This window comes from Rhodovulum imhoffii, assembly GCF_003046545.1.
GTDB classification, from domain to species: Bacteria; Pseudomonadota; Alphaproteobacteria; order Rhodobacterales; family Rhodobacteraceae; genus Rhodovulum; species Rhodovulum imhoffii.
On record NZ_QAAA01000011.1, the window covers coordinates 1 to 22,717 of the forward strand.

A 22,717-nucleotide genomic window follows, 5' to 3' on the forward strand; every position below is an offset into this window, starting at 1 on the left:
GTGGCGCTGCCGTGACGAACTTGTCCCATAGTGCTTCCTTCCATTCCAGCGAATGGATCGCACCATCAAACCCTGGCATCAAACACCTAGAGCCGCGCGGCCCTCTTGGGCGGCATTGTGTTGTTGTCAATTTTCTCGACAAGATAGTTGAGGCGCTCGGTCTCGTTTGGGATAGCGTGAAGCAAGGCGGTTACGGCAAGGTTGATTGGTAAGTTTGTGCATAGCTCGTCAATTTCGCCGCGCACTGTCCTAAATGCCTCCGCAAAGCCCTGAATGTAGAACGTGCTGACTTGGACAGGCTCAGCCCCCAACGCCTCTGAAATCAGGCGGTAAGACCTGCAAGAGGCTGATGTCCGGGAGGTCGGAGGAGACTGCCTTCTTTCCTTGGGGATCAGGATTTGGGCCGGGCAGGCTTTAGGGGGCGCTGCTTGGCAATGCGTCGCCAGGAGCCGGGCGTGAAGCTTTCGCAGTATCTGCGGGCAGTGCGCTGGTTCAATGCAAGCGGTCCTGGGCGGCCTGGTCATAGGGCCGGGACGCCGATCAGGTGCGGATGCGCCCAAAGCAGGCCGACAAACAGGCCCAGGCCGATCACCATGCGCCCCGCGACCTCTGCCCGGAAGAGGGGGATTGGAAGCACCGCCGCCTCCCGGCGCGCGGCATCAAGCGTTTGCCAGCGGTCTTCGCCCAGGTCGCGCCGTTTGCGTCTGTCGATCAACAGGCGGCCCGCCATTGCGAAACTGCCAAGGAGGCCGAACAGGATGACATGGGCCAGATCGCCATTGGCCACCAGATGCATACCGGCCCATATGATCAGCGCCAGCAGGATCGGGTGACGGCTCCACCGGATCAGTCCGGGCCGAGCGGGGTCGAAGCGGTCGTTTCGTGATCCGCCAAATGAAAACGGGTTTGGGCGGCCGACGCTGAGCGCGAGAATCAGGCAAACCGCCAGCATGCCAAGATGCACGGCGTGACGCTGCCAGGGCATCTGTGGCCAGAGTTGCACGTAAGGGGCCTGGCCTGCCGCGCGGATCAGAAATGCCAGCATCGCAAGCGACAGGGCGGAATAGCCCAGCGTGAAGCCCCGTGTGCCGAAGATCCCGGTCAATCGCGTTCTGATCGGTGGGTGCACGGGGATCGAGTGCGTCAGGAAAAACGCGGCGAAGACGACGGCAAAACCGGCCCAGCTCATGATCGTTTTTCCGGTTTCGGACGCAAAAGCAATGAACCATAGGTCAGGACGAACCCTCCGAACGCGGCCACCCACAATATTCCCGAGATATGGCTCAGTTCCGGAAGCGCGGTTGCGCAAAGTCGTGCCAGCACCGATCCGAAGAGGCACAGATAGATCATCAGGGTGGCCCTGTTGGCGGTCAGGTTCTGGCCTGTATGCCCCAAGGTCGCCCGCGTCATCACAGCCAGCGTCATCGCGCCGATGGCCCCGGCCATCCACAAATGCTGAACTGCGGCTGTTGCGGAGATTCCGGCCATCCGGGCCAGCCCGATCGACAAGGCGCCCGCAGGGATGAACCCATAAGATACGTGAAGGATCCAGACCAGGGGTTCGCGGAACGTATGATGCCCTTGCCAGCGGATCAGACGTGCCAGATGCAACATGCCAAGCACGACAAGCCCCGGCGTGGTGAAGGGTCCAGGGGGCTGGCCGACCCAAAGCGCCAGCAGGACAATGCTGACCAGAAGGACGAGCTTGTCGAAGCGTTGCATCGGCGGGGCCGGGCGTGCGGGATTGTTTTCCCGTACGAGCCAGTTTCGGGTGAAAGACGGTATTATCCGTCCGCCGATCACGGCAATCGTCATCACGGCGGTTGCAATGCCAAGCCGGAGACCAACCCCCTGGGCGGCATGGCCGTCAGTCATCCACTCGACATGGAACAGGGCGTTGGCCAGGGTGAAGACCGCAAGCAGCGCCAAAACGATCAGGTTGTGCCAGTTCTTGCCTGCAACGATCTCGCGCAGGATCAGCGCGTCAAGGGCCAGCAGGAAGGCCAGGTCGATGGCTGCGGCGATCCCGTCAGGCCATGTGGCAGACGTGAGTATCGCGATCCGTCCAGCGACCCAGAGCCCAAACAGGGCCGCCAGCGGCCAGCCCCTTATCGGGAAGCGTCCGGTCCAGTTGGGAACCGCCGTCAGCAGAAATCCGGCCAGCACGGCCCCAAGATATCCGAACAGGAACTCATGGGCGTGCCAGGAAACGGGATCGAACCTTGTCGGCAGGGTCAGCGCGCCCGACAGTGTGGACAGCCACAAAAGCATCGCCAGAACGGCCCAGAGCGCGCCGAACAGGAAGAAGGGTCTGAACCCGAAACTGAAAAGCGCCGGGGCTTGCCATACGTGCGTGAGCTTTGCCGAAGGTCTTGCCATTGATTGCTCCAACATCTGTGCGCGGCGTTTTCAGGCGGGATCGTTTTCGGAACCGTTCGGGGAAAATGCTTGCCTTCTGTGCAGGCGCCCTTGGGTCACAGAGCGACGGGGTTATGGAACCTGCTTTTTGTCTGCAATGTCCATAAGCTGGCGGATGTGCCGGGCGAAGTACCAGGTGGCGGGGGCCCCGATGATGCAGCCGAGACCGATGGACCATGACATCGAGGCGATGGGCCCGCCCACCCAGCTGAAGATCAGCGAGGCGAAAAAGACATTTACCGCCGCAGCCCCTGCCCCGAACGGATAGAGCATGAGCGCGATCCGGATTGTCGAGACGCCCGAACGCCCGTCTTGCGTCATCGGCGCGAGACCAGCTGTTGTACTGCGATCATAGCGGCAATGAGTGCGAGGCCCGCCAGTGCATACCAGAATTCGGCGGTGGCCGATTGTGCTTGAGGGACGGGTCTGTCAAAGCCCTCCGCGAATGCGGGCGACAGGATGATGGGCAAGGTGAACACAAGGGTCGGGCCGCGCATGTCAGGTCTCCTTTGTCAGGGTCCGGTAGATGTCCGGCAGCGCCCTGGTCAGGCGTTCCGGGTTGGGCAGAAGGGTAAAGCCGCTCCGGCCGAAGATACGAACGAACCAGTCCTGCCCATCTTCGTCGATCACGATACCATGAAGACTTTGTCCGGTGTTGCGTGCTTCTCTTACAGCCATATGGCTGTCTTCGATGCCGTGCCGCCCTTCGTAATGGTCCAGGTCGTTGGGTTTGCCATCTGTCAGGACGAAAAGTATTTTCCGTGTGCAGGGTTCGTGCGCCAGCTGCGCGCTGACATGGCGGATCGCCGCCCCCAGGCGGGTATAATGGCAGGGTTGCAACGCACCTATGTTGGCAATGATGTCCTGGCCCATGGGGTCTTTGAAGTCCTTGCAGCGGGTCAGGAATACCCGGTCCCGGCGCAAGGAGGAAAAGCCCCATATCGCGAGGCGGTCGCCCGCCGCATCGATGCCACCGGCCAGGGCCGCCATGGCCTCCCGGGCAACCCCGATCACACTGGTGTCGCCGATGGCGGCCTCGGTCGACCGGGAAGTGTCGATGAGGAAGGCCACCGAAAGATCGCGCTCCATCTGGCGGGCGGATTGCCAGATACGGTCGCTGCCCCGCCCGGTTGCAACCAGGTCGGCACGGCTGGTCAGAAGGGCGTCCAGGTCGATCTCGGGCCCGTCCATCTGGCGCGGTTGCAGAACCCGGCGGGGGTGAAGCGCCTCGAACTGGCGGCGTACCTCGCGTAGTCGGCGGGCGTTTGGTGTGAAAGCCGTGTCGCCGGGCCGGGCCGGCGCGTCGAGCACGCGGCAATGGTCGGGCATGTAGCTGCGGCTGCGGTGGTTCCACTCTGGGTAGGTGTATTTTCCGGCCAGGCTTTCATGATCGGCGTCGGCAGGCGACAGATCGAGATGCAGGCGGAGCCGGGTCGAGGCCTTGCGGTCCTGTCTGGACAACACGATTTCGTCCTGATCTTCTGCTGCCTTTTGCGCGTTTTCGTCATCGTCGTCGTCGACGCTGCGATTGATGTTCATCGATTCGACCCAGGAGAGGATGGATTCGAACCGATGAATGATGAAGCTGTCCTTGCGGTTTTGCTGGTCCTGATCCTTGCGCTGCCCCGGCTTGCGGCTGGTGTTTGCAGCATTCGGAGGGGGGGCCGCAGGTTCGGCCTGCTCGTCCTTCGGCCCGGTCCCGGAACCGGGGTGCGAAAAGCGCAACCAGATCGGGACGGGCGCCGTCGGCATGTAGCCGCGTGGGGCAGGGCCGACCGGGATTTCCGCAGCATGGCCGCGAAGATGCGCACGGATAGCGGTTTCCAGCGCGGCCTCCTGTGCCGGGCGCATTGTTTCCGGACGCGCAGTCAGGCAAAGCCGCGCCATCTGTGCATAGGCCTGCCGCAAACCCGGGCAGGCCGCATGGACCGCATCCGCGGCGGATGCGTTGGCCAGAATTTGTGCGTGGTCTTGTTCGGGGCCGGTTCCGGCCAGGTCGATCGAAGACAGGTCGGACTTCGCCGCCAGGGCGGTCAGCCAGAAATACGCCGCGCGGTTCAATGCGGGGTCGGAGAAGCTGGCGAAAAAGGGGGGCAACGCAAGGCGCTCGCCATCGAAGCGCGCAACCCATTCGCGATCCCGGTCCGCTCCTATCTTGCGCCGCACCGGGCGACGGTGGCGAACCAGGGTCGGCCCGGTCTCGCCGAGCTCCACACCCGGCGCGCCGCCAAGCGAACGGAACAGCACCGTGAGGCTGGGGCGCACTGCGGCAAGTGGAATCCCGGCCTCGGGGTAGGTGACGCCCGACCCGATTCCACTGGCGATATCGTGCCAGAGGTTGCCAACGGTTTCTTCGGGTTCCATCAGATCGCGCAGGCGCATCGGATCTATCCGTAGACTGTGGCGATCAGGTCGCGCAGGGCCTGCTGAACATCGGGCTCATCGCTGAGAGGTTCGATAACCGCCGCTTCCAGCGCCCGGTCCACGCTCATGCCGCCTGCCATGAGCGTGGCGGCATAGATCAGAAGCCGGGTTGAGACCCCTTCTTCCAGATCCATTCCCGACAGCCGCCGGATGTGACCGGCCAGACGTATCAGCGGGGCGACCCGCGCCGGTTCAAGGCGGCTTTCGCGCGCGACCACGGCGATCTCCGTTCCGGAGTCGGGAAAATCGAACGAAATCGATACGAAGCGTTGCCGTGTGGACGGTTTCAACCGTTTCAGCACGTTCTGGTAGCCGGGATTGTAGGACGCCACCAACATGAAGCCCTCTGGGGCCACCAGTTCTTCGCCCGTCCGGTCGATCATCAGTGTGCGCCGCGTGTCGGTAAGCGGATGCAGCACAACGGTCACGTCTCTGCGGGCCTCCACCACCTCGTCGAGATAGCAGATGCCGCCTTCGCGCACCGCGCGGGTCAGGGGGCCATCGACCCAGACGGTCTCCCCGCCCTTGAGCAGATAGCGCCCGATGAGATCCGCCGCCGACAGGTCGTCATGGCAGGCCACAGTGAAAAGCGGTTTGTTCAGCCGTGCTGCCATATGTTCGACAAAGCGTGTCTTGCCGCAGCCGGTCGGCCCCTTCAGAAGAAGGGGCAGACCGTTTTCATGGGCCGTCTCGAAGAGATCGCATTCGCAGCCGGTCGGTTGGTAGAACGGCAGGACGGGTTTACAGGCCATGTTCATTTCTTATTCTCCCGGAACGGGGTTGGCCGATCCGGGAGGGATGACCTCGGTTTTGCGCACAACCAGCATCGAGTAGATGAACAGAAGCGCGCCGATCACCACAGCCGTTCCGGCGCCGAAGCGCATAAGGAAAAAGACGGAAAGGCTTTCCTGGACGTTCATGTAGTAGTCTCCGATGACCCGCTGCATGTGCGTCTGGATCGTGCCGGCAAAGGTCAGTACGAAAGTCATGAACGCCATGCCGCCGGTCATCAGCCAGAAGCTGGCCATGTTGAGGACCTGGTTGTAGGGTGCGCGTTCGCGCAGCATCGGCATCGCATAGCTGAACACCGCGAGGTTCAGGGCGACATAAGCCCCATAGAAGGCAAGATGCCCGTGGGCGGCGGTGATTTGCGTGCCGTGGCTGTAGAAATTCACCCCGTGCAGCGTGTGCAAAAAGCCCCAGACACCCGCGCCGAAGAACGCGACAGTACTGGACCCCAGCGACCAGAGCAGGGCCGCCTTGTTCGGGTGATTTTTCCGTCCCTTCCAGACCATGACGAAGGCAAAGCTCATCATCAGGAAGAAGGGAACCACCTCGAAGGTCGAGAAAATGGAGCCGACCCACTGCCAGTACCCCGGAAGACCGATCCAGTAGAAGTGGTGCCCGGTGCCCAGGATGCCGGAGAACAGGGCCGTGGCGACGATGACATAGAGCCATTTTTCGACGATTTCGCGGTCGACACCTGTCAGCTTGAGCAGAAGGAAGGCCAGGATCGCCGCCATCACAAGCTCCCAGGTAGCCTCGACCCAGAGATGTACCACGAACCACCAGTACATCTTGTCCAATGACAGGTTGTCGGGGTTGATGAAGGCAAAGATCCACAGCAACGACAACAGCCAAAGGCCCATCAGAAGCACGTTGGTGATTGCGGTCTTCTTGCCCGCCAGAACCGTCATCGAGACATTGAGAAGGAAGATGAGCGCGGCAACCAGGATGCCGAATTTGACCCACAGCGGTTGTTCGAGAAACTCGCGCCCGCCATGAATCCCGGCAAGATAGGAGCCGACCGCGCCAAGCGTTCCCACCAGAAGGATGACAAGCTGGATGTAAGCCAGCTTCGTGGACCAGATTTCACGTTCCGATTCCTCTGGGATCAGGAAATAGGCGGCTCCGAAAAAGCCCAGAAGCAGCCAGACGATCAGGGCATTCGTATGGATCATCCGGATGACATTGAAGGGCAGGATTTCCGCCAGAAAGTTTGGAGAAACGTAAATCCAGCCGGCCAGCAGCCCGCCCAGCACCTGAATTCCGAAAAGCGCCATGGCGGCCAGGAAATAGTAAAGCGCCACTTTCTGAGATTGGTATTTCATTTTCTAGCCTCCTTAGCCGGCGTCATTGGGTGGCCAGCCTTGTGTGTCGGTCTGGTCGGCCCAACGCAGAAATTCCGCGAGACCGCGGATGTCTTCTTCGGCCAGGTCGTAACGTGGCATCTGGCGGCGGCCTTCGACCCCGCTGGGCTGGCTTTCGATCCAGCCCTTGAGGAACTCGAACGCATCCTCCGGGCTGTCCTGCACGCCCCAACGGGTCATCACATTGCCAAGCTCGGGTGCGAAATAGGCGCCCTCGCCGTGCAGGCTGTGGCAGTTGATGCAGGAATGTTTTTCCCACACGTGCTTGCCGTGGACGACATCTTCGCTGAGTGCCATTCCGGCCGTTGATGTCTGCACCACGTATCGGTGCGAGTGGACGGTCATTCCCACGAAGATCACGACAAAGAAGATCGAGCCTCCGTAGAAGATATTACGCGCCCGCGATTTCGTGAGAATTTCAGCCATGATCGGGCCCCTTCAATTCAGGATGGTTTTTTCTAGCCGCACATTCGGAACCGAAGTTTGTGCCAGAGCAACGTTTGGCACGATTGTGCGTTTAGGGTGGCCGGAGAGAAGGAGGTTTCGATGGGTCACGTTCGTCTGGACGATCCCGATTTGCCGTTGGCTGATCTTATGGCCGAGTGGCCACAGACGATCCCGGTCTTCATGCAGCGCAAGTTGCTGTGTGTCGGCTGTCCTGTCAGCCCGTTTCACACGATAAGCGACGTTTGTGCCGCATATTGTCTGGATGAAGAGATGTTCATGACAGAACTGATGCAGGCCGCCGGATTAGTCTGAGCGGGTCTGGGTTTGACCGAGAACCACCAGCGCATGCGGGTCGCATACCGTGATACGCTTGCGCTTGCTTTTGATCAGCCCCTGTTTTTCCCAACCGCTCAGCAGCCGGCTGACCGTGTACAAGGTGGTGGCCGTCAATTCCGACAAGTTTTGCCGGGTGATCGGAAAATCGATTTCAATCCCGTTTTCAACCTTGCGCCCGGTCTGGGTCATCAACCGCAGCAGCGCATTTGCGACACGCTGCTCGACCTGTTGCGTGGCGATTTCGACGACGCGATTGTGCACTTCCCCAAGCCTGTTCCCCAGCGTTTTGTAGGCCTCGGGCGCAAAGCCGTCATACTCACGCACAAAAACATCCCACAGGTGCATCGGCCAGCTGAGCACGATCGATTCAGTCGCACACATCGCCGTGGCGGGATAATTGCTGAGCCCGATCGCCTTTGCAATTCCCAGAAGCTGTCCGGAAGGGATATGAAGTGCGGTGATTTGCTCTCCCGTATAGGTGATGCGAATGACCCGTACATAGCCATCCAGCAGCATGTAAAAGCGTTCGGCCGGATGCCCTTCCTCAAAGATCGCGGTGCCCGCGTCATACCGCCTTGACGTAGACTGGTCGATGATCGTGCGAATTTGCCGCCGGTCCAGTCGCGAAAACGGGGGCAGATCGCTCAGCAGGCTTGTATCGAGGTGCGGCAGGGTTTTGCGCATGGAAATATGTTTCATGGCAAACTCATGCCACATTTTCTCATTTTGCGCCAAGCCCGGTTTTGAAGATATCCAGGTCGCCAATCGTCCAGAAGTTTGTGCCAGAGCAAATTTTTATTCCCGAGATCAGGTAATCTCAGGGCAAACAAAATCCGGTCTGAAAGGGAAATAAAGATGATCCGAACACCGGCAATCGGTCTGGCACTTTTTGTCCTGATGGGGGGCGCGGCTTTTGCCGAGACTTTCGAGGTCAGGATGCTCAACAAGAGCGAGGAGGATGGCGAGCGGATGGTCTTTGAGCCTGCCTTCGTCCGGGCTTCCGCGGGCGACACGATCAGGTTTCTCGCCACTGACAAGGGGCATAATGCGGAAGTGAACAAGGGCATGCTGCCCCAGGGGGCGGAGGCTTTTTCCGGCAGGATCGGCGAGGATTTCGAAGTTACACTTGATGTCGAAGGGGTCTATGGCGTGATCTGCAAGCCGCACTACGCGATGGGCATGGTGATGACCATCGCTGTGGGCGATGTCGACATCCCGGCCGACTTCCTGGAAGGGCGCGTGCCCCCGAAAGCCATGGAGCGCTTCACGGCGCAGCTTGAAAATCTCTGAACCATTTCGGTGCGCAGGCGTGTTTCTGCGGCCTTAACCACCTCATGGAGGGACCCATGACCAAACTTATCAACCCCGGGCTCGTCAGAACCAGCCGTCGCAACGTTCTGCGCGGTTCCGTTCTTGCCGGCGCTGCCGCAATGGCGGGCGCAGGCGGAATGGCGGCGACGCCGCGCGCGTCGCACCTGCACGCAATCAATGCGGGGTCGGCCAGGCTTTACAAGACCGCAGGGCAAGCGGCTGCCGACACCAACGCACAGCCCGTCGACCTGTCCGGCTACACCCGTGTGAAACAGGATCTGGTCGCCCCTCCCTTTGCTCCGGCACATGAACAGGTTGCAACAGGCGGCCCGAAGATTGTCGAAATAACGCTGGAGACCACCGAAAAACTAATGGTCGTGGATGAGGACACCGGTGCGTCTATCTGGGCGCTGACCTATAACGGTTCGGTTCCCGGGCCGCTGATCATTTGCCACGAAGGCGACATGGTCGAACTGACCCTGCGCAACCCGATCGACAGCAAGATGGAGCACAACATCGACTTCCATGCCTCGACCGGGGCTCTGGGGGGCGGTGGCCTGACCCATGTCTATCCCGGAGAGGAAACCGTGCTGCGCTGGAAAGCGACCAAGGCGGGCTGTTTCACCTATCACTGTGCTCCGGGCGGCGCGATGATTCCGTATCATGTCACCCACGGAATGAACGGTGCCGTCATGGTGCTGCCGCGCGACGGTCTGAAAGACAAGGATGGCAACCCGCTGCGCTACGACCGGATCGCCTATATCGGTGAGCAGGATTACTATCTGCCGATGGACGAAAACGGAGATTACCGCACCTATGATGCTGCGGGGGACGATTATGCCGACAGTATCGAGGCGATGCGCGGCCTGATACCGACGCATTCGGTTTTCAACGGGGCAGTCGGCGCGCTGACCGGGGAAAATGCGCTCAAGGCGAAGGTCGGTGAAACCGTTTTGATGATCCACAATCAGGCGAACCGGGATTCCCGACCCCACCTGATCGGCGGTCATGGAAACTATGTCTGGGAAACCTCGTTCACCGATGCCCCCTCGCGCGACATGGAAACCTGGTTCGTGCGCGGCGGCAGTGCGGTTGCCGCGATGTATACCTTTGAACAGCCGGGCGTTTACGCTTATGTCAACCACAACCTGATCGAAGGTGTCCTGTTGGGCGCGACGGCCCATTTCGTCGTGGAAGGCACATGGAACAATACGCTGATGGAACAGGTTGTCGCGCCGCGGTCCTTCAAGACCTGAGGCCTGTGCCCGATCGGTGAGGAGCAAACGATGGCCGCCGCTGACAGTCCCAAATCCGTTTCCCGAGTGTTCCTGCGTCTTGCGGTATCGGGGCTGTTGGTGGCGGGCGTCGTGGGGGGCGTGCTGATACAGCGCGCCCCCGTTTCCACATTCATGCCGGTGATGGCCGCCCGGCCCGTGATCTTTCCCGACGGAACTGCAATTTTCGTTCAGAGGCACGAAGTCACGATCGCGGAGTGGAATAACTGCCATGCGCAGGGGGCTTGCGCGCTTGAGCTTCGGGCCGCGTCCGGCCGGAATCCGGCGACCACGCCGGCGACGGGCCTGAGCTATCTCGACGCTCAGGAATACGTTTCCTGGATCTCTTCCGTGACGGGCCACGCGTTCCGGTTGCCCACGGTGCCGGAGTGGGAGTTCATGGCGGCCTCGGTCCTGCCGGAGGTGCCCGATCCGCTTTTCACGGATCCTTCCCTCACCTGGGCGTCCGCATATCTGGTTGAGGGCGTGGCTCCCCGGGCGCTCAGACCGCAGGGGAGTTTTTCGATCTCGTCGCACGGCATCGCCGATCTTGACGGCAGCGTGTGGGAATGGACCCAGGACTGTTACGCCGGTGCGACGGAGAGCGTGGACCCGGCCTACTGCCCCGCCTTTTTCGTGGGGGGAGAGCACCAGGCGGTGATGTCTTTTCTGGTTCGCGATCCGGCGCGTGGCGGCTGTGCGGTCGGGACGCCGCCAGCCCATTTGGGGATGCGTCTCGTGACGGATGCCGCGATCTGATCGTTCCCGAAGGACGGGGTATCCCGCCACGCGGGATACATACGGGATATCCGCCAGCGTCCTGTACCCGCCCGTGCCGCTGGCCCGGCCTTCCGGAGGCTGCGGTCAAATGGCTTGAATTGAAGGACTTTCTGGTGCCGCAGGGGAGGATTGAACTCCCGACCTCACCCTTACCAAGGGTGCGCTCTACCACTGAGCTACTGCGGCAAACCGTGTGGCGGGGTAGTTAGACTCAATCGTCTTGGGACGCAAGCGCAATCTGGACGCTTTTTTTGCCCTGCGTTACAGAGACCCCCATGACCAGAAAAACCCCCAGATCCGATGCGACCAAACCGGAAAGCCGGGAAGACCGCCTGAAACAGGCGCTCAAGGCGAATCTGGCCAGGCGCAAGCAGCAGGCCCGCAAACGCAAGGCCGGGGCCGGGAAGGAGCAGCGCTGAATGGACCAGATCATCATACGCGGGAACGGGCCGCTTCACGGCGAAATCCCGATAGCGGGGGCCAAGAATGCCTGCCTGGCGCTGATGCCGGCGACATTGCTGTCGGATGAGCCCCTGACCCTTACGAATGCGCCGCGTCTTTCGGACATTCGCACCATGGCGGAGTTGTTGCAGTCGCTGGGGGCCGAAGTCGCTCCGTTGCACCGCGGGAAGGTTCTGGCGATGTCCTCCCACGGGCTGACGAGCCATCGTGCGGATTATGAGATCGTACGCAGGATGCGGGCCTCGATTCTCGTTCTGGGGCCGCTTCTGGCGCGCGATGGCCGGGCCGAGGTTTCCCTGCCCGGCGGTTGTGCCATCGGCGCCCGCCCGGTGGACCTGCATCTTCGCGCGTTCGATGCGATGGGGGCGAAGCTGGAGTTGAAGGACGGCTATGTTCATGCCGAGGCTCCCGGTGGCTTGCGCGGCGCGGAGGTGGTCTTCCCCATGGTTTCCGTCGGCGCCACCGAGAATGCCCTGATGGCCGCCACGCTGGCCAAGGGAACGACGGTGCTGAAGAACGCCGCGCGTGAACCCGAAATCGTCGACCTGGCCCGCTGCCTGCGCAAGATGGGCGCGCAGATCGAGGGAGAAGGCACCGGCACGATCACCATAGAAGGGGTGGAGCGTCTTGGCGGTGCGACCCACGCCGTGGTGACGGACCGGATCGAATTGGGGACTTACATGCTGGCCCCGGCGATCACCGGAGGGGAAGTCACCTGCCTGGGAGGGCGTCTGGAACTCGTGGCTGCCTTCGCGCAAAAGCTGGATGCGGCGGGGATTTCCGTGGAGGAAACCGAAAAGGGGCTGAAAGTGGCACGCAAGAACGGGCGCATCCGGGCGGTTGACGTGGTCACGGAACCGTTCCCAGGGTTTCCGACCGATCTTCAGGCCCAGATGATGGCCCTTTTGTGCACGGCCGAGGGTACCAGCGTGCTGGAGGAGACAATCTTCGAGAACCGGTTCATGCATGCGCCGGAACTGGGGCGGATGGGGGCGCGGATCGAGGTGCATGGCGGCACCGCCACGGTCACGGGGGTTGCGGGGCTCAAGGGGGCGCCGGTCATGGCCACCGACTTGCGGGCCAGCGTTTCACTGATCCTGGCCGCGCTGGCGGCGGAAGGAGAAACCATTGTCAGCCGTGTCTATCACCTGGATCGCGGCTACGAGAAGGTTGAGCAGAAACTCAGCGCCTGCGGGGCGCATATTGAACGGGTGCAGGGCTGATGGCAGATGCGCGTTTCGAAGATGGGGGGGAAAAGCCCCTTTCGCTGATGGCGACGGACCGGGAAGGGCTTGAAGTGGTTTCCGCGCTGGTGCAGGACGCCGTCTTTCCGGTTGCGGAAATGACGTGGGACCGCACCGCGCGCCGGTTTGCGTTGTTGCTCAACCGCTTTCGCTGGGAAGATCACGAAAAGGCGGAGCGTGTTGGCCGACCGTTCGAGCGGGTGCGGACGCTGCTGGTGTTTGGCGACGTGATGAAGGTCGCGAGCCAGGGCTTCACCCGCGGGCAGGGCGATCTTGTGTTGTCGCTGCTGTCGGTTACGTTCACGCCGGGCGAAGACGGTACCGGACGGGTGGATCTGACCCTGGCCGGGGATGGCGCGATTGCGCTGGATGTCGAATGCCTCGATGCCACGCTCCGCGACGTCACCCGCCCCTATATCGCACCTTCGGGCAAGGCCCCGCGGCACGGGCAGTAGCCCGGCGCAATGAACCAAGGACAGATAAGATGCCGGTATTCCTGAACAGCTCCGACCCGGATTTCGAGGCCGAATTTTCCGCGCTTCTGGGCGCCAAGCGCGAAGACAGCCCGGAGGTGGACGACATCGTCGCCCGTATCATTGCCGATGTGCGTGCGCGCGGCGATGCGGCGGTGATCGAGCTGACCGAGAGGTTCGACCGTCTAAAACTGACCCCCGAGACCCTTGCCTTCAGTGCGGCGGAGGTTGAAGCCCAATGCGGCAAGGTCAGCCCGCGGGACCGGGATGCGATGGAACTGGCGGCAGAACGCATCCGCGCCTACCATGTGCGCCAGCGGCCTGAAAATGCCCTGTGGACGGACCCGGAAGGTGCAACCCTTGGCTGGCGGTGGAGCCCGGTTTCCGCAGCGGGGCTTTACGTGCCGGGAGGGCTGGCCTCCTATCCGTCTTCGGTCTTGATGAATGCGATTCCCGCGCAGGTCGCCGGGGTGGAGCGGCTGGCGATTTGTGTTCCCACGCCCGATGGGCAAGTGAACCCGCTGGTCATCCTGGCGGCAAGGCTGGCGGGGGTGGACGCCATCTATCGCATCGGCGGGGCGCAGGCGATTGCCGCCATGGCTTACGGCACCCCGACGATTGCGCCGGTGGACAAGATCACCGGCCCCGGCAACGCGTTCGTCGCGGCAGCCAAGCGGCGGGTTTTCGGCAAGGTCGGCATCGACATGATCGCCGGGCCGTCCGAGATTCTCGTGATTGCAGACAAGGATAACGACCCCGACTGGCTGGCGTTGGATCTGCTTAGCCAGGCGGAGCACGATCAGGTCGCGCAATCGGTTCTGATAACCGACGATGCCGCCTTCGGTCAGGCTGTGGCGCAAGCGGTGGAGGCGCGCCTGAAAACGCTGGCGCGTCGCGATATCGCGGGGGCGAGCTGGCGCGATTACGGTGCCGTCATCACGGTACGTGACATGGATGAGGCGGCGGCCCTGTCGAACCGCATTGCGCCCGAGCATCTTGAACTGTGTGTGGCCGACCCCGAGGCGCTGGCCGAAAAAACCAGGCATGCGGGGGCCATTTTTCTTGGTCAGTGGACACCTGAGGCGATCGGCGATTATGTTGGCGGCCCGAACCATGTGCTTCCCACGGCGCGCTCGGCGCGGTTTTCCAGCGGCCTGAGCGTGCTGGACTTCATGAAACGCACGACTTTGGCGAAAATGACCCCCTCTGCCCTGCATGCTATTGGCCCGGCGGCGGAGACTCTGGCAATATCCGAAAGTCTGGAGGCGCACGGTCTGTCGGTGCGCTGCCGGCTGGACCGTCTGAACGAGGAAAGCAAATGAGCGCCGCCCGCCTGAGCCACGTCGAACTGGACGACAGCAACCTGCCGCCCCCCACCCCCCAGATCGAGCAGGAACGCAAGGTCGCGCTGTTCGACCTGATGGAGGACAATTCCTTTGCCTTGCCCGCACGTGAAGATCGCGCGGCGCCGGAAGGACCGTACCGGCTGACGCTGTCGATCCGTGAAAAGCGGCTTGTTTTCGATGTGCGCACGGAGGCAAACGCCCCGGCGGCGGAGTTTCATCTGTCGCTGTCGCCGTTCCGGCAGGTGGTCAAGGATTACTGGCATATCTGTGAAAGCTACTTTGATGCGGTCAAGAAGCTGCCCCCCAGCCAGATAGAAGCCATCGACATGGCCCGCCGGGGTATCCACAACGAAGGCGCGCGGGTTTTGCAAGAACGCCTGGAGGGCAAGGCAGAACTGGATATAGACACCGCCCGGAGGCTTTTTACCCTTGTCTGTGTACTCCATTTCGGGGGGTGAGGTGGCCTCGACGCTACCGTCCTCGGTATTGTTTTGCTGTGACCACAACTCCGTGCGCTCGCCCATGGCCGAGGGCATCATGAAGAAATATTACGGCCACGGAACCTATGTGCAGTCTGTCGGCGTTCGCAACGACCGGGAGATCGACGGATTTTCAGTTGCTGTATGTAATGAAATCGGCGTGCTGCTGGACCGCCACCGGGTCCGGAGTTTTGACGAGATGGAGGATTGGGGGGATGACCTTTCGGGGTTCGACCTGATCGTTGCGCTTTCGCCCGCCAGCCAGCGCCGGGCGCTGGAATTGACGCGGTTCTTTCATCTCGACGTCGAATACTGGCCTATCCTTGACCCGACAGGCCTTGGCGAAACCCGAGAGGCCAAGCTGGCAGCTTATCGCCAGACCCGCGATCAGATCGCGCGCCACATTGCCGACCGTTTTGGTCCCCCCGGCGAAAGACCTGCCCGCTGAATGCGGCGATTTCCGGCCATTTCGGGCAGAAGCGGCATTTTCACCTTGAAAATCAGGCCAATCAGGCCCATTTAGAGCCACGCTCGCGCTCAGGCGGGTATTTTAGAATGGAGTGACCATGGCCAAGGAAGAAATGCTCGAATTTCCCGGCGTCGTTAAGGAACTCCTGCCCAATGCGACTTTCCGGGTCGAGCTTGAAAACGGCCATGAGATCATCGCACATACGGCAGGCAAGATGCGCAAGAACCGCATCCGCGTTCTGGCAGGCGACCGGGTCCAGGTGGAAATGACCCCCTACGACCTGACCAAGGGGCGTATAAATTACCGCTTCAAGTAATCGGGTATGAGCAGGTCCCGCGACCAAAGGGCCGGGCTCCGTGAGGCGGAGCGGCAGGACGCAGCATATCTGCACGCGCCGGTCGGGAAGCCGAACGACTCCGGGGTGCGGACTCTTTTCAACAGCGCCGCGATGGATATGGGGCTTTTCTTCAAGACCTTTCGGTGTGACTGGGGCGGCCCGTCATGCGATTGATCCTTGGCTCGGCCAGCCCGCGCCGCAAGGAGTTACTGGCGCAGATCGGAGTCTTGCCGGATGCGATCCGCGCGGCGGATATCGACGAAACACCCCGCAAGGGGGAATTGCCCCGCCCCTATTGCCAGCGCATGGCCGTGGAAAAGGCCTATGCCGTCGAGGCCGCCTGCGATGAGCTTGTCCTGACGGCGGATACCACGGTGGCGCTTGGCCGGCGCATTCTGGGAAAACCCGCTGACGTGGCACAGGCGGCAGAGTATCTTCTGGCGCTTTCCGGTCGCCGGCACAGGGTTGTTACGGCGCTCGCGTTGCGGCTTGGAGAACGGGTATGGCACCGCGAAGTGGTGACGACCGTCAGGTTCAAAAGGCTCGGCGACGATGACCTGAACGCTTACCTGCAATCCGGCGACTGGCAGGGCAAGGCGGGGGCCTACGGGATACAGGGGATGGCCGGGGCTTTTGTGCCCTGGATCGGCGGTTCCTTTTCCGCCGTTGTCGGTTTGCCCCTGGCCGAAACGGCGGCGCTGTTGCAAGGGGCGGGATATCCGCTGTGGGGGGGACGATGAAGGGCCGTGCGGTGGTGTTGGGAACGTTCGGGGGCGCCAAGGCCGCGGCCCTGATGGTCGACGGGCGGCTTGAGGATCTGTTTCTTGACCCGGTCGGCGCGCCCGGCGTGGGCGCAATTTATCGCGCCGTTGTGGACCGTCCGGTCAAGGGGCAGGGCGGGGTGTTCGTGAAGTTGCCCGAAGGCAGCGCCTTTCTGCGGCAGGCGCGGGATCTTGCGCCCGGGCAGGCGGCCCTCGTGCAGGTCACGGGCGTGGCAGAGCCAGGGAAAGCCGTGCCGGTAACTTCGAAAATTCTGTTCAAGAGCCGGTACGCAATCGTGACCCCGGACGCGCCGGGGCTGAATGTTTCGCGCATGATTCGCGATGATGACGAACGGGACCGCCTTTTGGAGATTGCCCATGAGGCGATGCAGGGATGTGCGCCACATCTCGGCCTGATTCTGCGATCCGCCTGTAAGGGTGTCGACGGACGGGCCATCGCAGAGGACATTGCTGCGATGCGCGCCCTGTCGGAGCAGATCTGCGCGGATGCGGCCGGTGGGCCGGAACTGCTTCTGGAGGCTCCCGATGCGCACTTGCGCGCCTGGCACGATTGGGCCAGCCCAGACCCGGATGCGGTTTTCGATGCGCCGGACGCGTTTGTGCAGCATGGTATCGATGAGGCGCTTGCGGCACTGTCGGGCCCGGCAATCCTTCCGGGTGGGGGTGAGCTATGGGTCGAGCCTGCGCGGGCCCTCGTGGCGGTGGATGTGAACACCGGCCCGGATACGTCGCCCGCGGCGGGGCTGAAGGCGAATCTCGCAGCCGCCCGAGAGTTGCCGCGTCAGTTGCGCTTGCGCGGGCTTGGAGGGCAGATCGTGGTCGATTTCGCCCCGATGCCCAAGAAGGATCGCCGGCAGGTGGAACAGGCGCTTCGGGCGGCGTTGCGCGTCGATCCGGTGGAGACGACATTTATCGGGTGGACGGCGCTTGGCCATGTCGAACTGACCCGAAAGCGTGAACGTCCGCCGCTTGGAGAGAGAGGGGCCTGAGCGGCCGGCTTGCCCAAAGGAAGGGGATGCCTCTCCACCTGTCCAGCCGGAGCGACAGGCGCGGGCTGAAGGTCTCCCCGACCGTATTCCGCCCTGCTATGAGGGGGCGCTGAGGCTTGGCGTGTTTTGGGCGCGTTCCGGATTTGCCTTGGTCCGGGCGGTGTTTCTGCCGTTTGTGCCGGATACACGCGTGCCTGCCGTCCGGACATCGGCACATGGGAGATTTTCGCTCTGACGCAAGAGGTTGGCACTTCGTTTGGTCGCCGGGATGTGCCACTGTGAAGAAATGGGAACCCGCCGGGAGAGGCAAGATGTACAAGGAAATACTCGTCCCCATTGCGATGGATCACGGGGAACACACGCCGGAGGTGTTGGAAATCGCCCGGGCGCTTCGGGCGGAGGGGGGCAGGATTACCGCTCTTTCCGTGATTGAGGCGATACCGCCTTACGTATCGCAATATCTGCCCGCCGGTCAGGAAGAAAAAACCCGCAAGGAGGCCCGCGAGGCGCTTTTGACCTTAACGGGCCTGGACGAGGACATTCACACCAAAATCGTGACCGGACACCCGGCAGCGGCGATTCTCGATTACGCGCAGCGTCACGGGACAGACTGTATCATCATGGCCTCGCACCGGCCGGGTTTGCAGGATTACCTGTTGGGTTCGACCGCCGGGCGGGTCGTGCGCCACGCGGCGTGCTCGGTTCATGTGCTGCGCTGAAACCGTTGAGGGAGACCGGAATGCCTACTATTTCCAGATCGAACGAATTCCAGACTGTCATCACCACCTTCGAAGTTACGCCCGGCACCTGCCAGGATTTGCTGGACGCGCTTTCGGAAGCCTATGCGAGCTTCATCTCCAGGCAGCCGGGTTTCATTGGGGCGGGGCTGCATGTCAACGATGCCCAGACCCGAATTGCCAATTATTCCCAGTGGGTGCGGAGAGAGGACTTTCAGGCGATGCTGCGTTCGGAAGAAATGCGTGACCGGAACCGCCGGTTCACGGAGTTGAGCAAGAGCTTTGAACCGGTGATGTATGACGTTTTCGAAAGCTACGACTGAGCCTTGACCAAGGGGGGGAGGGCGCTAAGTCATCGCCAGTTTGGGAGGAGATCGATGACGTCCTTGCCGCCTGAAAATGTTCGTACCTATCCGCGCCCACCCGAAGTCCGCCCTGTATCGGCGCGGTTGCGCGTTGTTCTGGGCGGCCAGACGATCGCGTACACCATGCGCGGGTTGCGGGTACTGGAAACGCATCACGCACCTACCTATTTTTTCCCCCGCGAAGACGTGGATCCAAACGCGCTGCGCCCGTGTTCCGGGCGCAGTTTCTGTGAATGGAAAGGCCGCGCGCAGTTTTACGATGTCTGCGGTGGCGATCTGGTCATCCCCCGCGCGGCGTGGAGCCACCCTTACCCCACCGGCGCGTTTACGGGGTTGGCGCGCTATGTCGCGTTTTGCCCGGAGCAGATGGACGCCTGTTACGTTGGCGGCGAGCCGGTTCTGCCCCAGGCCGGCAGCGGGCATGGCGGGTGGGTCACGTCCAACCTGTCGGGCTTTCCCGAGGGGGCGCGGGCCGGCTAGAGCGTGGCGCCCAGTGCGGTGCTCAGCTTTGTTACAAGTTCGTCTGTCTGGGTATCGGTCAGGATGAAGGGTGGCGCCAGCAGGATGTGATCGCCGCGCTGGCCATCGATGGTCCCGCCCATCGGGTAACAGATCAGTCCGGCCTCGAACGCGGCCCGCTTGACCGTTTTGTGAACGGCGCGCTCACGCGGGAAGGGGCGCTTTGTTTCCCGGTCTTCCACCAGTTCCAGCCCGCGGAACAGGCCACGCCCCCGGATATCGCCCACATGCGGGTGCTGGCCAAAGGCTGCGCGCAGGGCAGTATCCAGCTTCTCGCCCATCTCCTGCGCGCGCGCCACCAGCCCGCCGTCGGTCAGCCGGGTCAAAACGGCAAGCGCGGCGGCGGCGGCGGTCGGATGGCCGACATAGGTATGCCCGTGCTGGAAAAATCCCGACCCTTGTTCGATGGCGTCGTAGATATGGCCCGTGCACAGCATTGCACCCACCGGCTGATAGCCGGCGCCCAGCCCTTTGGCGATGGTGATGATGTCGGGGCTTATCCCGTCCTGTTCGCAGGCGAAAAGGGTGCCGGTGCGGCCCATCCCGCACATGATCTCATCGAGAATAAGCAGGACGCCGTGGTGGTCGCAGATTTCGCGAATGCGTTTGAAATAGCCCTCCACCGGCGGGACAGCCCCTGCGGTTGCGCCCACGACCGGTTCGGCGACGAAGGCCATCACGTTTTCCGGCCCCAGGCGGCAGATTTCTGCCTCCAGCTCGTTTGCAACGCGCTGGCCGTAGTCCCATGCCGTTTCGCCTTTCTGCTGGTCGCGATAGGCATAGCAGGGGGCGATGTGGCTGGTCTCGATCATCAGCGGCGCGAACGGCTCACGTCGCCACATGTTGCCCCCGGTCGCCAGCGCGCCCAGGGTGTTGCCGTGATAGCTCTGCCTCCGGGCGATGACCCGGTGCCGCTCCGGCTGTCCGGTTTCGATGAAATACTGCCGTGCGAGTTTGAGCGCCGCTTCCACCGCTTCGGAACCACCGGATACGAGATACACCCGATCCAGCCCCTCGGGGGCGTGGGCAACAAGCTTGTCGGCCAGCGCCTCGGCAGGCTGAGAGGTGAAAAATCCGGTATGGGCGAAGGCCACCCTGTCCAGTTGCGCCTTGATGGCCGCGCTGACATCCGGGTCCGAATGGCCAAGGCAGGATACGGCTGCGCCGCCAGAGCCGTCAAGGTAGCGTTTTCCTTCTGTATCAAAAAGATAAACGCCATCGCCATGTGCCACCTGTGGCAATGCAATCTTGCAGTTTCGGGGAAAGATGTGAGACATTTCGAACCTTTTGCACGACTCGCGCGCTGGAACAGGGGATCGCGGAATTGATACATACGTTTCATTGATTGACAACGCTTAAAACGCCTGAAACGCTGTGTTTCAGCGAATCTTTCGCCGGGGGGAGGATGCCGCAAATCCTGACGATCGAGGACAAGATCGCCGCGGAATATGGGGATCTCAGCGCGAAACTGCGCGATGCTGCGGACTTTGTCGCCGCGCATCCGGTCGATGTGGCGACCCGCTCCTTGCGGGCGATTTCCGCCAGTTCGGGTCTTGCCCCGGCAACGTTTTCTCGCCTGGCACGGGCTCTGGGTTTTTCGAGCTATGAGGAGATGCGGGAGCTCAGCCGCAATGCGGTGGGGCGGCGGGTGGTGTCATTTTCCGAAAAGGCGCGCCGGTTGCAGGCCGAGGCCGGGACCGGTGACCAACCGCCGCTGTTGATGCGACAGGCGGGGGCCTGTATCGCCAATATCGAGGCGCTGACCAAGCTGATCGATCCGGTCCGCCTGGAAGCGGCGGTGGAGAGAATGCACCGCGCCCGCAAGGTGGTTCTGTTCGGGGCGCTGGGATCGGCCGGCATCGTCGAATACATGGCCTATATGGGATACTACTTTGCGGCCAACTGGACGATTGCCGGGTCGCCGGGCGGGTCGCTGGCCAATGCGCTGGCCGATCTGGGCGCGGAGGACGTGTTCCTTGTGCTGACCAAGCCGCCCTTTGCGCGCCGGTCGATCTGTGCGGCGCAGATGGCAGCGGGGCAGGGGGCCTATGTCATCGTCATCACCGATACCCACGCCTGTCCCGCGCTCAAACACGCCAGCGCCGGGTTCATCCTTCCGTCCGAGAGTCCGCAGTTCTTTTCCTCCTACGCTGCCAGCCTGGTGCTGGCGGAGACCATCGTCGGGATGCTGGTGGCCCGTGCCGGGCCCTGCGCCAAGACCCGTATCGAGGAGGTGGAAACCCGAAATCACCGGCTGGAGGAATTCCGGGACGCGTGATCGATAACCTGCAAACCCAACCAACGAAGGGAGTATCCTTGATGTTTGCAAAGATGAAACTGACTGTAGCCGCCCTGGCTTTGGGGGCCATGACCGCTCCGGCCATGGCCGAGGAATTCATCACCATCGGAACCGGTGGCGTGACGGGGGTGTATTACCCGACGGGCGGTGCAATCTGCCGCCTGGTGAACAAGGGCCGCAAGGATCACGGTATCCGTTGCTCGGTCGAATCGACCGGGGGTTCCGTCTACAACATCAACACCATACGCGCGGGGGAGCTCGAGTTCGGCGTTGCCCAGTCCGACTGGCAGTTCCACGCCTATCATGGGTCTTCCAAGTTCGAAGAGCAGGGTGCCTTCGAATATCTGCGCGCGGTGTTCTCGATCCATCCGGAGCCCTTCACCGTCGTTGCCCGCGCCGATGCGGGAGTGGCGAATTTCGACGATCTGAAGGGCAAGCGCGTGAACGTCGGCAACCCCGGTTCCGGCCAGCGCGGCACGATCGAGGTGCTGATGGAGGCCAAGGGCTGGACGATGGACGACTTCTCACTCGCGACGGAGTTGAAAGCCGCCGAGCAGTCCGCCGCGCTGTGCGACAATCAGATCGATGCGATGGTGTACACCGTCGGTCACCCCTCCGGCTCGATTCAGGAGGCCACGACCGCCTGTGATTCGGTTCTGGTGAAGGTGGATGGCGCTGCCGTGGATCAACTGGTTGCCGATAACCCGTTCTACCGTGTCGCCACCATTCCGGGGGGCATGTATCGCGGCAACGACGCGGATACCATGACGTTCGGCGTGGGCGCGACGCTGGTGACCTCGGCCGGTGTATCCGAAGATGCGGTCTATGCGCTGGTGAAGTCGGTCTTCGACAATTTCGATGACTTCAAGGGCCTGCACCCCGCCTTTGCCAATCTCATGCCCGAGGAGATGGTGAAAGACGGCCTTTCCGCGCCGCTGCATGACGGGGCGGCCAGATATTACCGTGAAAAGGGCTGGATCGAATAAGATCCGCCATCGGGCGGGGCGCCATCGGCGCCCCGCTTCCAAGGCGCAAAGATAGGCGCCGGTCAAGCGATAAGCCGCAAAATGCGGTCA

General features: G+C 62.1%; 29 protein-coding genes and 1 tRNA gene. 19 read left to right on the top strand and 11 right to left on the bottom strand.

Annotated elements, in window-relative coordinates; translation table 11 throughout:
• The coding region (locus tag C8N32_RS15095; protein ID WP_211309707.1) for a hypothetical protein at positions 1-212 on the top strand (212 nt) is incomplete at its 5' end.
• 308 nt (positions 213-520) lie between these two features.
• Here the strand turns inward: C8N32_RS15095 and C8N32_RS09820 are convergent.
• The 8 genes from C8N32_RS09820 to C8N32_RS09855 form a co-directional block, all read right to left on the bottom strand.
• Positions 521-1,189, bottom strand: coding sequence for an NnrU family protein (locus C8N32_RS09820; protein ID WP_107892817.1), 669 nt, complete (start codon positions 1,187-1,189; stop codon positions 521-523).
• The gene (locus C8N32_RS09825) at positions 1,186-2,379 is read right to left on the bottom strand and encodes an NnrS family protein (RefSeq protein WP_107892818.1); all 1,194 of its coding nucleotides are present in this window, start codon (positions 2,377-2,379) and stop codon (positions 1,186-1,188) included. The genes C8N32_RS09820 and C8N32_RS09825 overlap by 4 nt, the downstream gene beginning before the upstream one ends.
• A 111-nt stretch (positions 2,380-2,490) precedes the next feature.
• Complete coding sequence (locus tag C8N32_RS09830) at positions 2,491-2,739, bottom strand: NnrT protein (RefSeq protein WP_107892819.1); 249 nt, start codon at positions 2,737-2,739, stop codon at positions 2,491-2,493.
• Complete coding sequence (locus C8N32_RS09835; RefSeq protein ID WP_107892820.1) at positions 2,736-2,915, bottom strand: protein NnrT; 180 nt, start codon at positions 2,913-2,915, stop codon at positions 2,736-2,738. Before C8N32_RS09835 ends, C8N32_RS09830 begins: the two co-directional genes overlap by 4 nt.
• 1 nt (position 2,916) lies before the next feature.
• Positions 2,917-4,800, bottom strand: a complete 1,884-nt coding sequence (locus tag C8N32_RS09840) for a nitric oxide reductase activation protein NorD (RefSeq protein ID WP_107892821.1) — start codon at positions 4,798-4,800, stop codon at positions 2,917-2,919.
• 5 nt (positions 4,801-4,805) lie between these two features.
• Entirely contained in the window at positions 4,806-5,600 is a 795-nt protein-coding gene (locus C8N32_RS09845; RefSeq protein ID WP_107892822.1) for a CbbQ/NirQ/NorQ/GpvN family protein, read from the bottom strand.
• Positions 5,601-5,603: 3 nt separating this feature from the next.
• On the bottom strand, positions 5,604-6,953 hold the full coding sequence (locus tag C8N32_RS09850; RefSeq protein ID WP_107892823.1) for a cbb3-type cytochrome c oxidase subunit I: 1,350 nt from the start codon (positions 6,951-6,953) through the stop codon (positions 5,604-5,606).
• Between the two features lie 12 nt (positions 6,954-6,965).
• On the bottom strand, positions 6,966-7,418 hold the full coding sequence (locus tag C8N32_RS09855) for a c-type cytochrome (protein WP_107892824.1): 453 nt from the start codon (positions 7,416-7,418) through the stop codon (positions 6,966-6,968).
• Positions 7,419-7,538: 120 nt separating this feature from the next.
• Between C8N32_RS09855 and C8N32_RS09860 the strand changes: the two genes are divergently transcribed.
• Positions 7,539-7,751, top strand: a complete 213-nt coding sequence (locus C8N32_RS09860; protein ID WP_107892825.1) for a DUF1858 domain-containing protein — start codon at positions 7,539-7,541, stop codon at positions 7,749-7,751.
• Here C8N32_RS09860 and C8N32_RS09865 read toward each other — a convergent pair.
• Entirely contained in the window at positions 7,743-8,474 is a 732-nt protein-coding gene (locus tag C8N32_RS09865) for a Crp/Fnr family transcriptional regulator (RefSeq protein ID WP_242509428.1), read from the bottom strand. The two genes, C8N32_RS09860 and C8N32_RS09865, sit on opposite strands and share 9 nt — an antisense overlap.
• Positions 8,475-8,630: 156 nt before the next feature.
• Between C8N32_RS09865 and C8N32_RS09870 the strand changes: the two genes are divergently transcribed.
• Genes C8N32_RS09870 through C8N32_RS09880 form a run of 3 tightly spaced genes read left to right on the top strand, consistent with a single transcriptional unit; the run spans position 8,631 to position 11,119 of the window.
• On the top strand, positions 8,631-9,065 hold the full coding sequence (locus C8N32_RS09870; protein WP_107892826.1) for a pseudoazurin: 435 nt from the start codon (positions 8,631-8,633) through the stop codon (positions 9,063-9,065).
• Positions 9,066-9,121: 56 nt separating this feature from the next.
• A complete protein-coding gene (gene nirK / locus C8N32_RS09875) occupies positions 9,122-10,342 on the top strand; it encodes a copper-containing nitrite reductase (RefSeq protein ID WP_107892827.1) in 1,221 nt (406 codons plus the stop codon).
• 30 nt (positions 10,343-10,372) lie between these two features.
• On the top strand, positions 10,373-11,119 hold the full coding sequence (locus tag C8N32_RS09880; protein ID WP_107892828.1) for a formylglycine-generating enzyme family protein: 747 nt from the start codon (positions 10,373-10,375) through the stop codon (positions 11,117-11,119).
• 132 nt (positions 11,120-11,251) lie between these two features.
• Here C8N32_RS09880 and C8N32_RS09885 read toward each other — a convergent pair.
• Positions 11,252-11,326: transfer RNA gene (locus C8N32_RS09885), tRNA-Thr, on the bottom strand.
• Positions 11,327-11,415: 89 nt separating this feature from the next.
• Here C8N32_RS09885 and C8N32_RS14970 point away from each other — a divergent pair.
• The 12 genes from C8N32_RS14970 to C8N32_RS09945 all read left to right on the top strand — a co-directional run bounded on the left by C8N32_RS14970 (position 11,416) and on the right by C8N32_RS09945 (position 19,303).
• Positions 11,416-11,559 (top strand): hypothetical protein, encoded by a 144-nt coding sequence (locus C8N32_RS14970; protein ID WP_170106770.1) that lies wholly within the window; start codon positions 11,416-11,418, stop codon positions 11,557-11,559.
• A complete protein-coding gene (gene murA / locus C8N32_RS09890; protein WP_107892829.1) occupies positions 11,560-12,825 on the top strand; it encodes a UDP-N-acetylglucosamine 1-carboxyvinyltransferase in 1,266 nt (421 codons plus the stop codon).
• Positions 12,825-13,301, top strand: a complete 477-nt coding sequence (locus C8N32_RS09895; RefSeq protein WP_107892830.1) for a DUF2948 family protein — start codon at positions 12,825-12,827, stop codon at positions 13,299-13,301. Before murA ends, C8N32_RS09895 begins: the two co-directional genes overlap by 1 nt.
• A gap of 29 nt (positions 13,302-13,330) precedes the next feature.
• Positions 13,331-14,641, top strand: coding sequence for a histidinol dehydrogenase (gene hisD / locus C8N32_RS09900; protein ID WP_107892831.1), 1,311 nt, complete (start codon positions 13,331-13,333; stop codon positions 14,639-14,641).
• Complete coding sequence (locus C8N32_RS09905; protein WP_107892832.1) at positions 14,638-15,123, top strand: UPF0262 family protein; 486 nt, start codon at positions 14,638-14,640, stop codon at positions 15,121-15,123. Before hisD ends, C8N32_RS09905 begins: the two co-directional genes overlap by 4 nt.
• Positions 15,095-15,592 (top strand): arsenate-mycothiol transferase ArsC, encoded by a 498-nt coding sequence (locus C8N32_RS09910; protein ID WP_207186914.1) that lies wholly within the window; start codon positions 15,095-15,097, stop codon positions 15,590-15,592. The genes C8N32_RS09905 and C8N32_RS09910 overlap by 29 nt, the downstream gene beginning before the upstream one ends.
• Before the next feature lie 118 nt (positions 15,593-15,710).
• The gene (infA, locus tag C8N32_RS09915) at positions 15,711-15,929 is read left to right on the top strand and encodes a translation initiation factor IF-1 (protein WP_037209844.1); all 219 of its coding nucleotides are present in this window, start codon (positions 15,711-15,713) and stop codon (positions 15,927-15,929) included.
• 185 nt (positions 15,930-16,114) lie between these two features.
• Positions 16,115-16,690, top strand: coding sequence for a Maf family protein (locus C8N32_RS09925; protein WP_107892834.1), 576 nt, complete (start codon positions 16,115-16,117; stop codon positions 16,688-16,690).
• Positions 16,687-17,721 carry a ribonuclease E/G gene (locus C8N32_RS09930; protein ID WP_107892835.1) on the top strand — a complete coding sequence of 345 codons (1,035 nt, stop codon included), beginning with the start codon at positions 16,687-16,689 and terminating at the stop codon, positions 17,719-17,721. The genes C8N32_RS09925 and C8N32_RS09930 overlap by 4 nt, the downstream gene beginning before the upstream one ends.
• Before the next feature lie 311 nt (positions 17,722-18,032).
• Positions 18,033-18,440: a universal stress protein gene (locus C8N32_RS09935; RefSeq protein WP_107892836.1), complete on the top strand. Its 408-nt coding sequence runs from the start codon at positions 18,033-18,035 to the stop codon at positions 18,438-18,440.
• Positions 18,441-18,460: 20 nt separating this feature from the next.
• Positions 18,461-18,781 carry an antibiotic biosynthesis monooxygenase family protein gene (locus C8N32_RS09940; RefSeq protein ID WP_107892837.1) on the top strand — a complete coding sequence of 107 codons (321 nt, stop codon included), beginning with the start codon at positions 18,461-18,463 and terminating at the stop codon, positions 18,779-18,781.
• A 54-nt stretch (positions 18,782-18,835) separates the two neighbouring features.
• Complete coding sequence (locus C8N32_RS09945; protein ID WP_107892838.1) at positions 18,836-19,303, top strand: DUF427 domain-containing protein; 468 nt, start codon at positions 18,836-18,838, stop codon at positions 19,301-19,303.
• Here the strand turns inward: C8N32_RS09945 and C8N32_RS09950 are convergent.
• Positions 19,300-20,619 carry an aspartate aminotransferase family protein gene (locus C8N32_RS09950; RefSeq protein WP_107892839.1) on the bottom strand — a complete coding sequence of 440 codons (1,320 nt, stop codon included), beginning with the start codon at positions 20,617-20,619 and terminating at the stop codon, positions 19,300-19,302. The two genes, C8N32_RS09945 and C8N32_RS09950, sit on opposite strands and share 4 nt — an antisense overlap.
• A 128-nt stretch (positions 20,620-20,747) precedes the next feature.
• Here C8N32_RS09950 and C8N32_RS09955 point away from each other — a divergent pair, with 128 nt between their 5' ends.
• A complete protein-coding gene (locus C8N32_RS09955) occupies positions 20,748-21,620 on the top strand; it encodes a MurR/RpiR family transcriptional regulator (protein ID WP_107892840.1) in 873 nt (290 codons plus the stop codon).
• Between the two features lie 53 nt (positions 21,621-21,673).
• Entirely contained in the window at positions 21,674-22,627 is a 954-nt protein-coding gene (locus C8N32_RS09960) for a TAXI family TRAP transporter solute-binding subunit (protein WP_107892894.1), read from the top strand.
• The last annotated feature ends 90 nt before the right edge of the window (positions 22,628-22,717 follow it).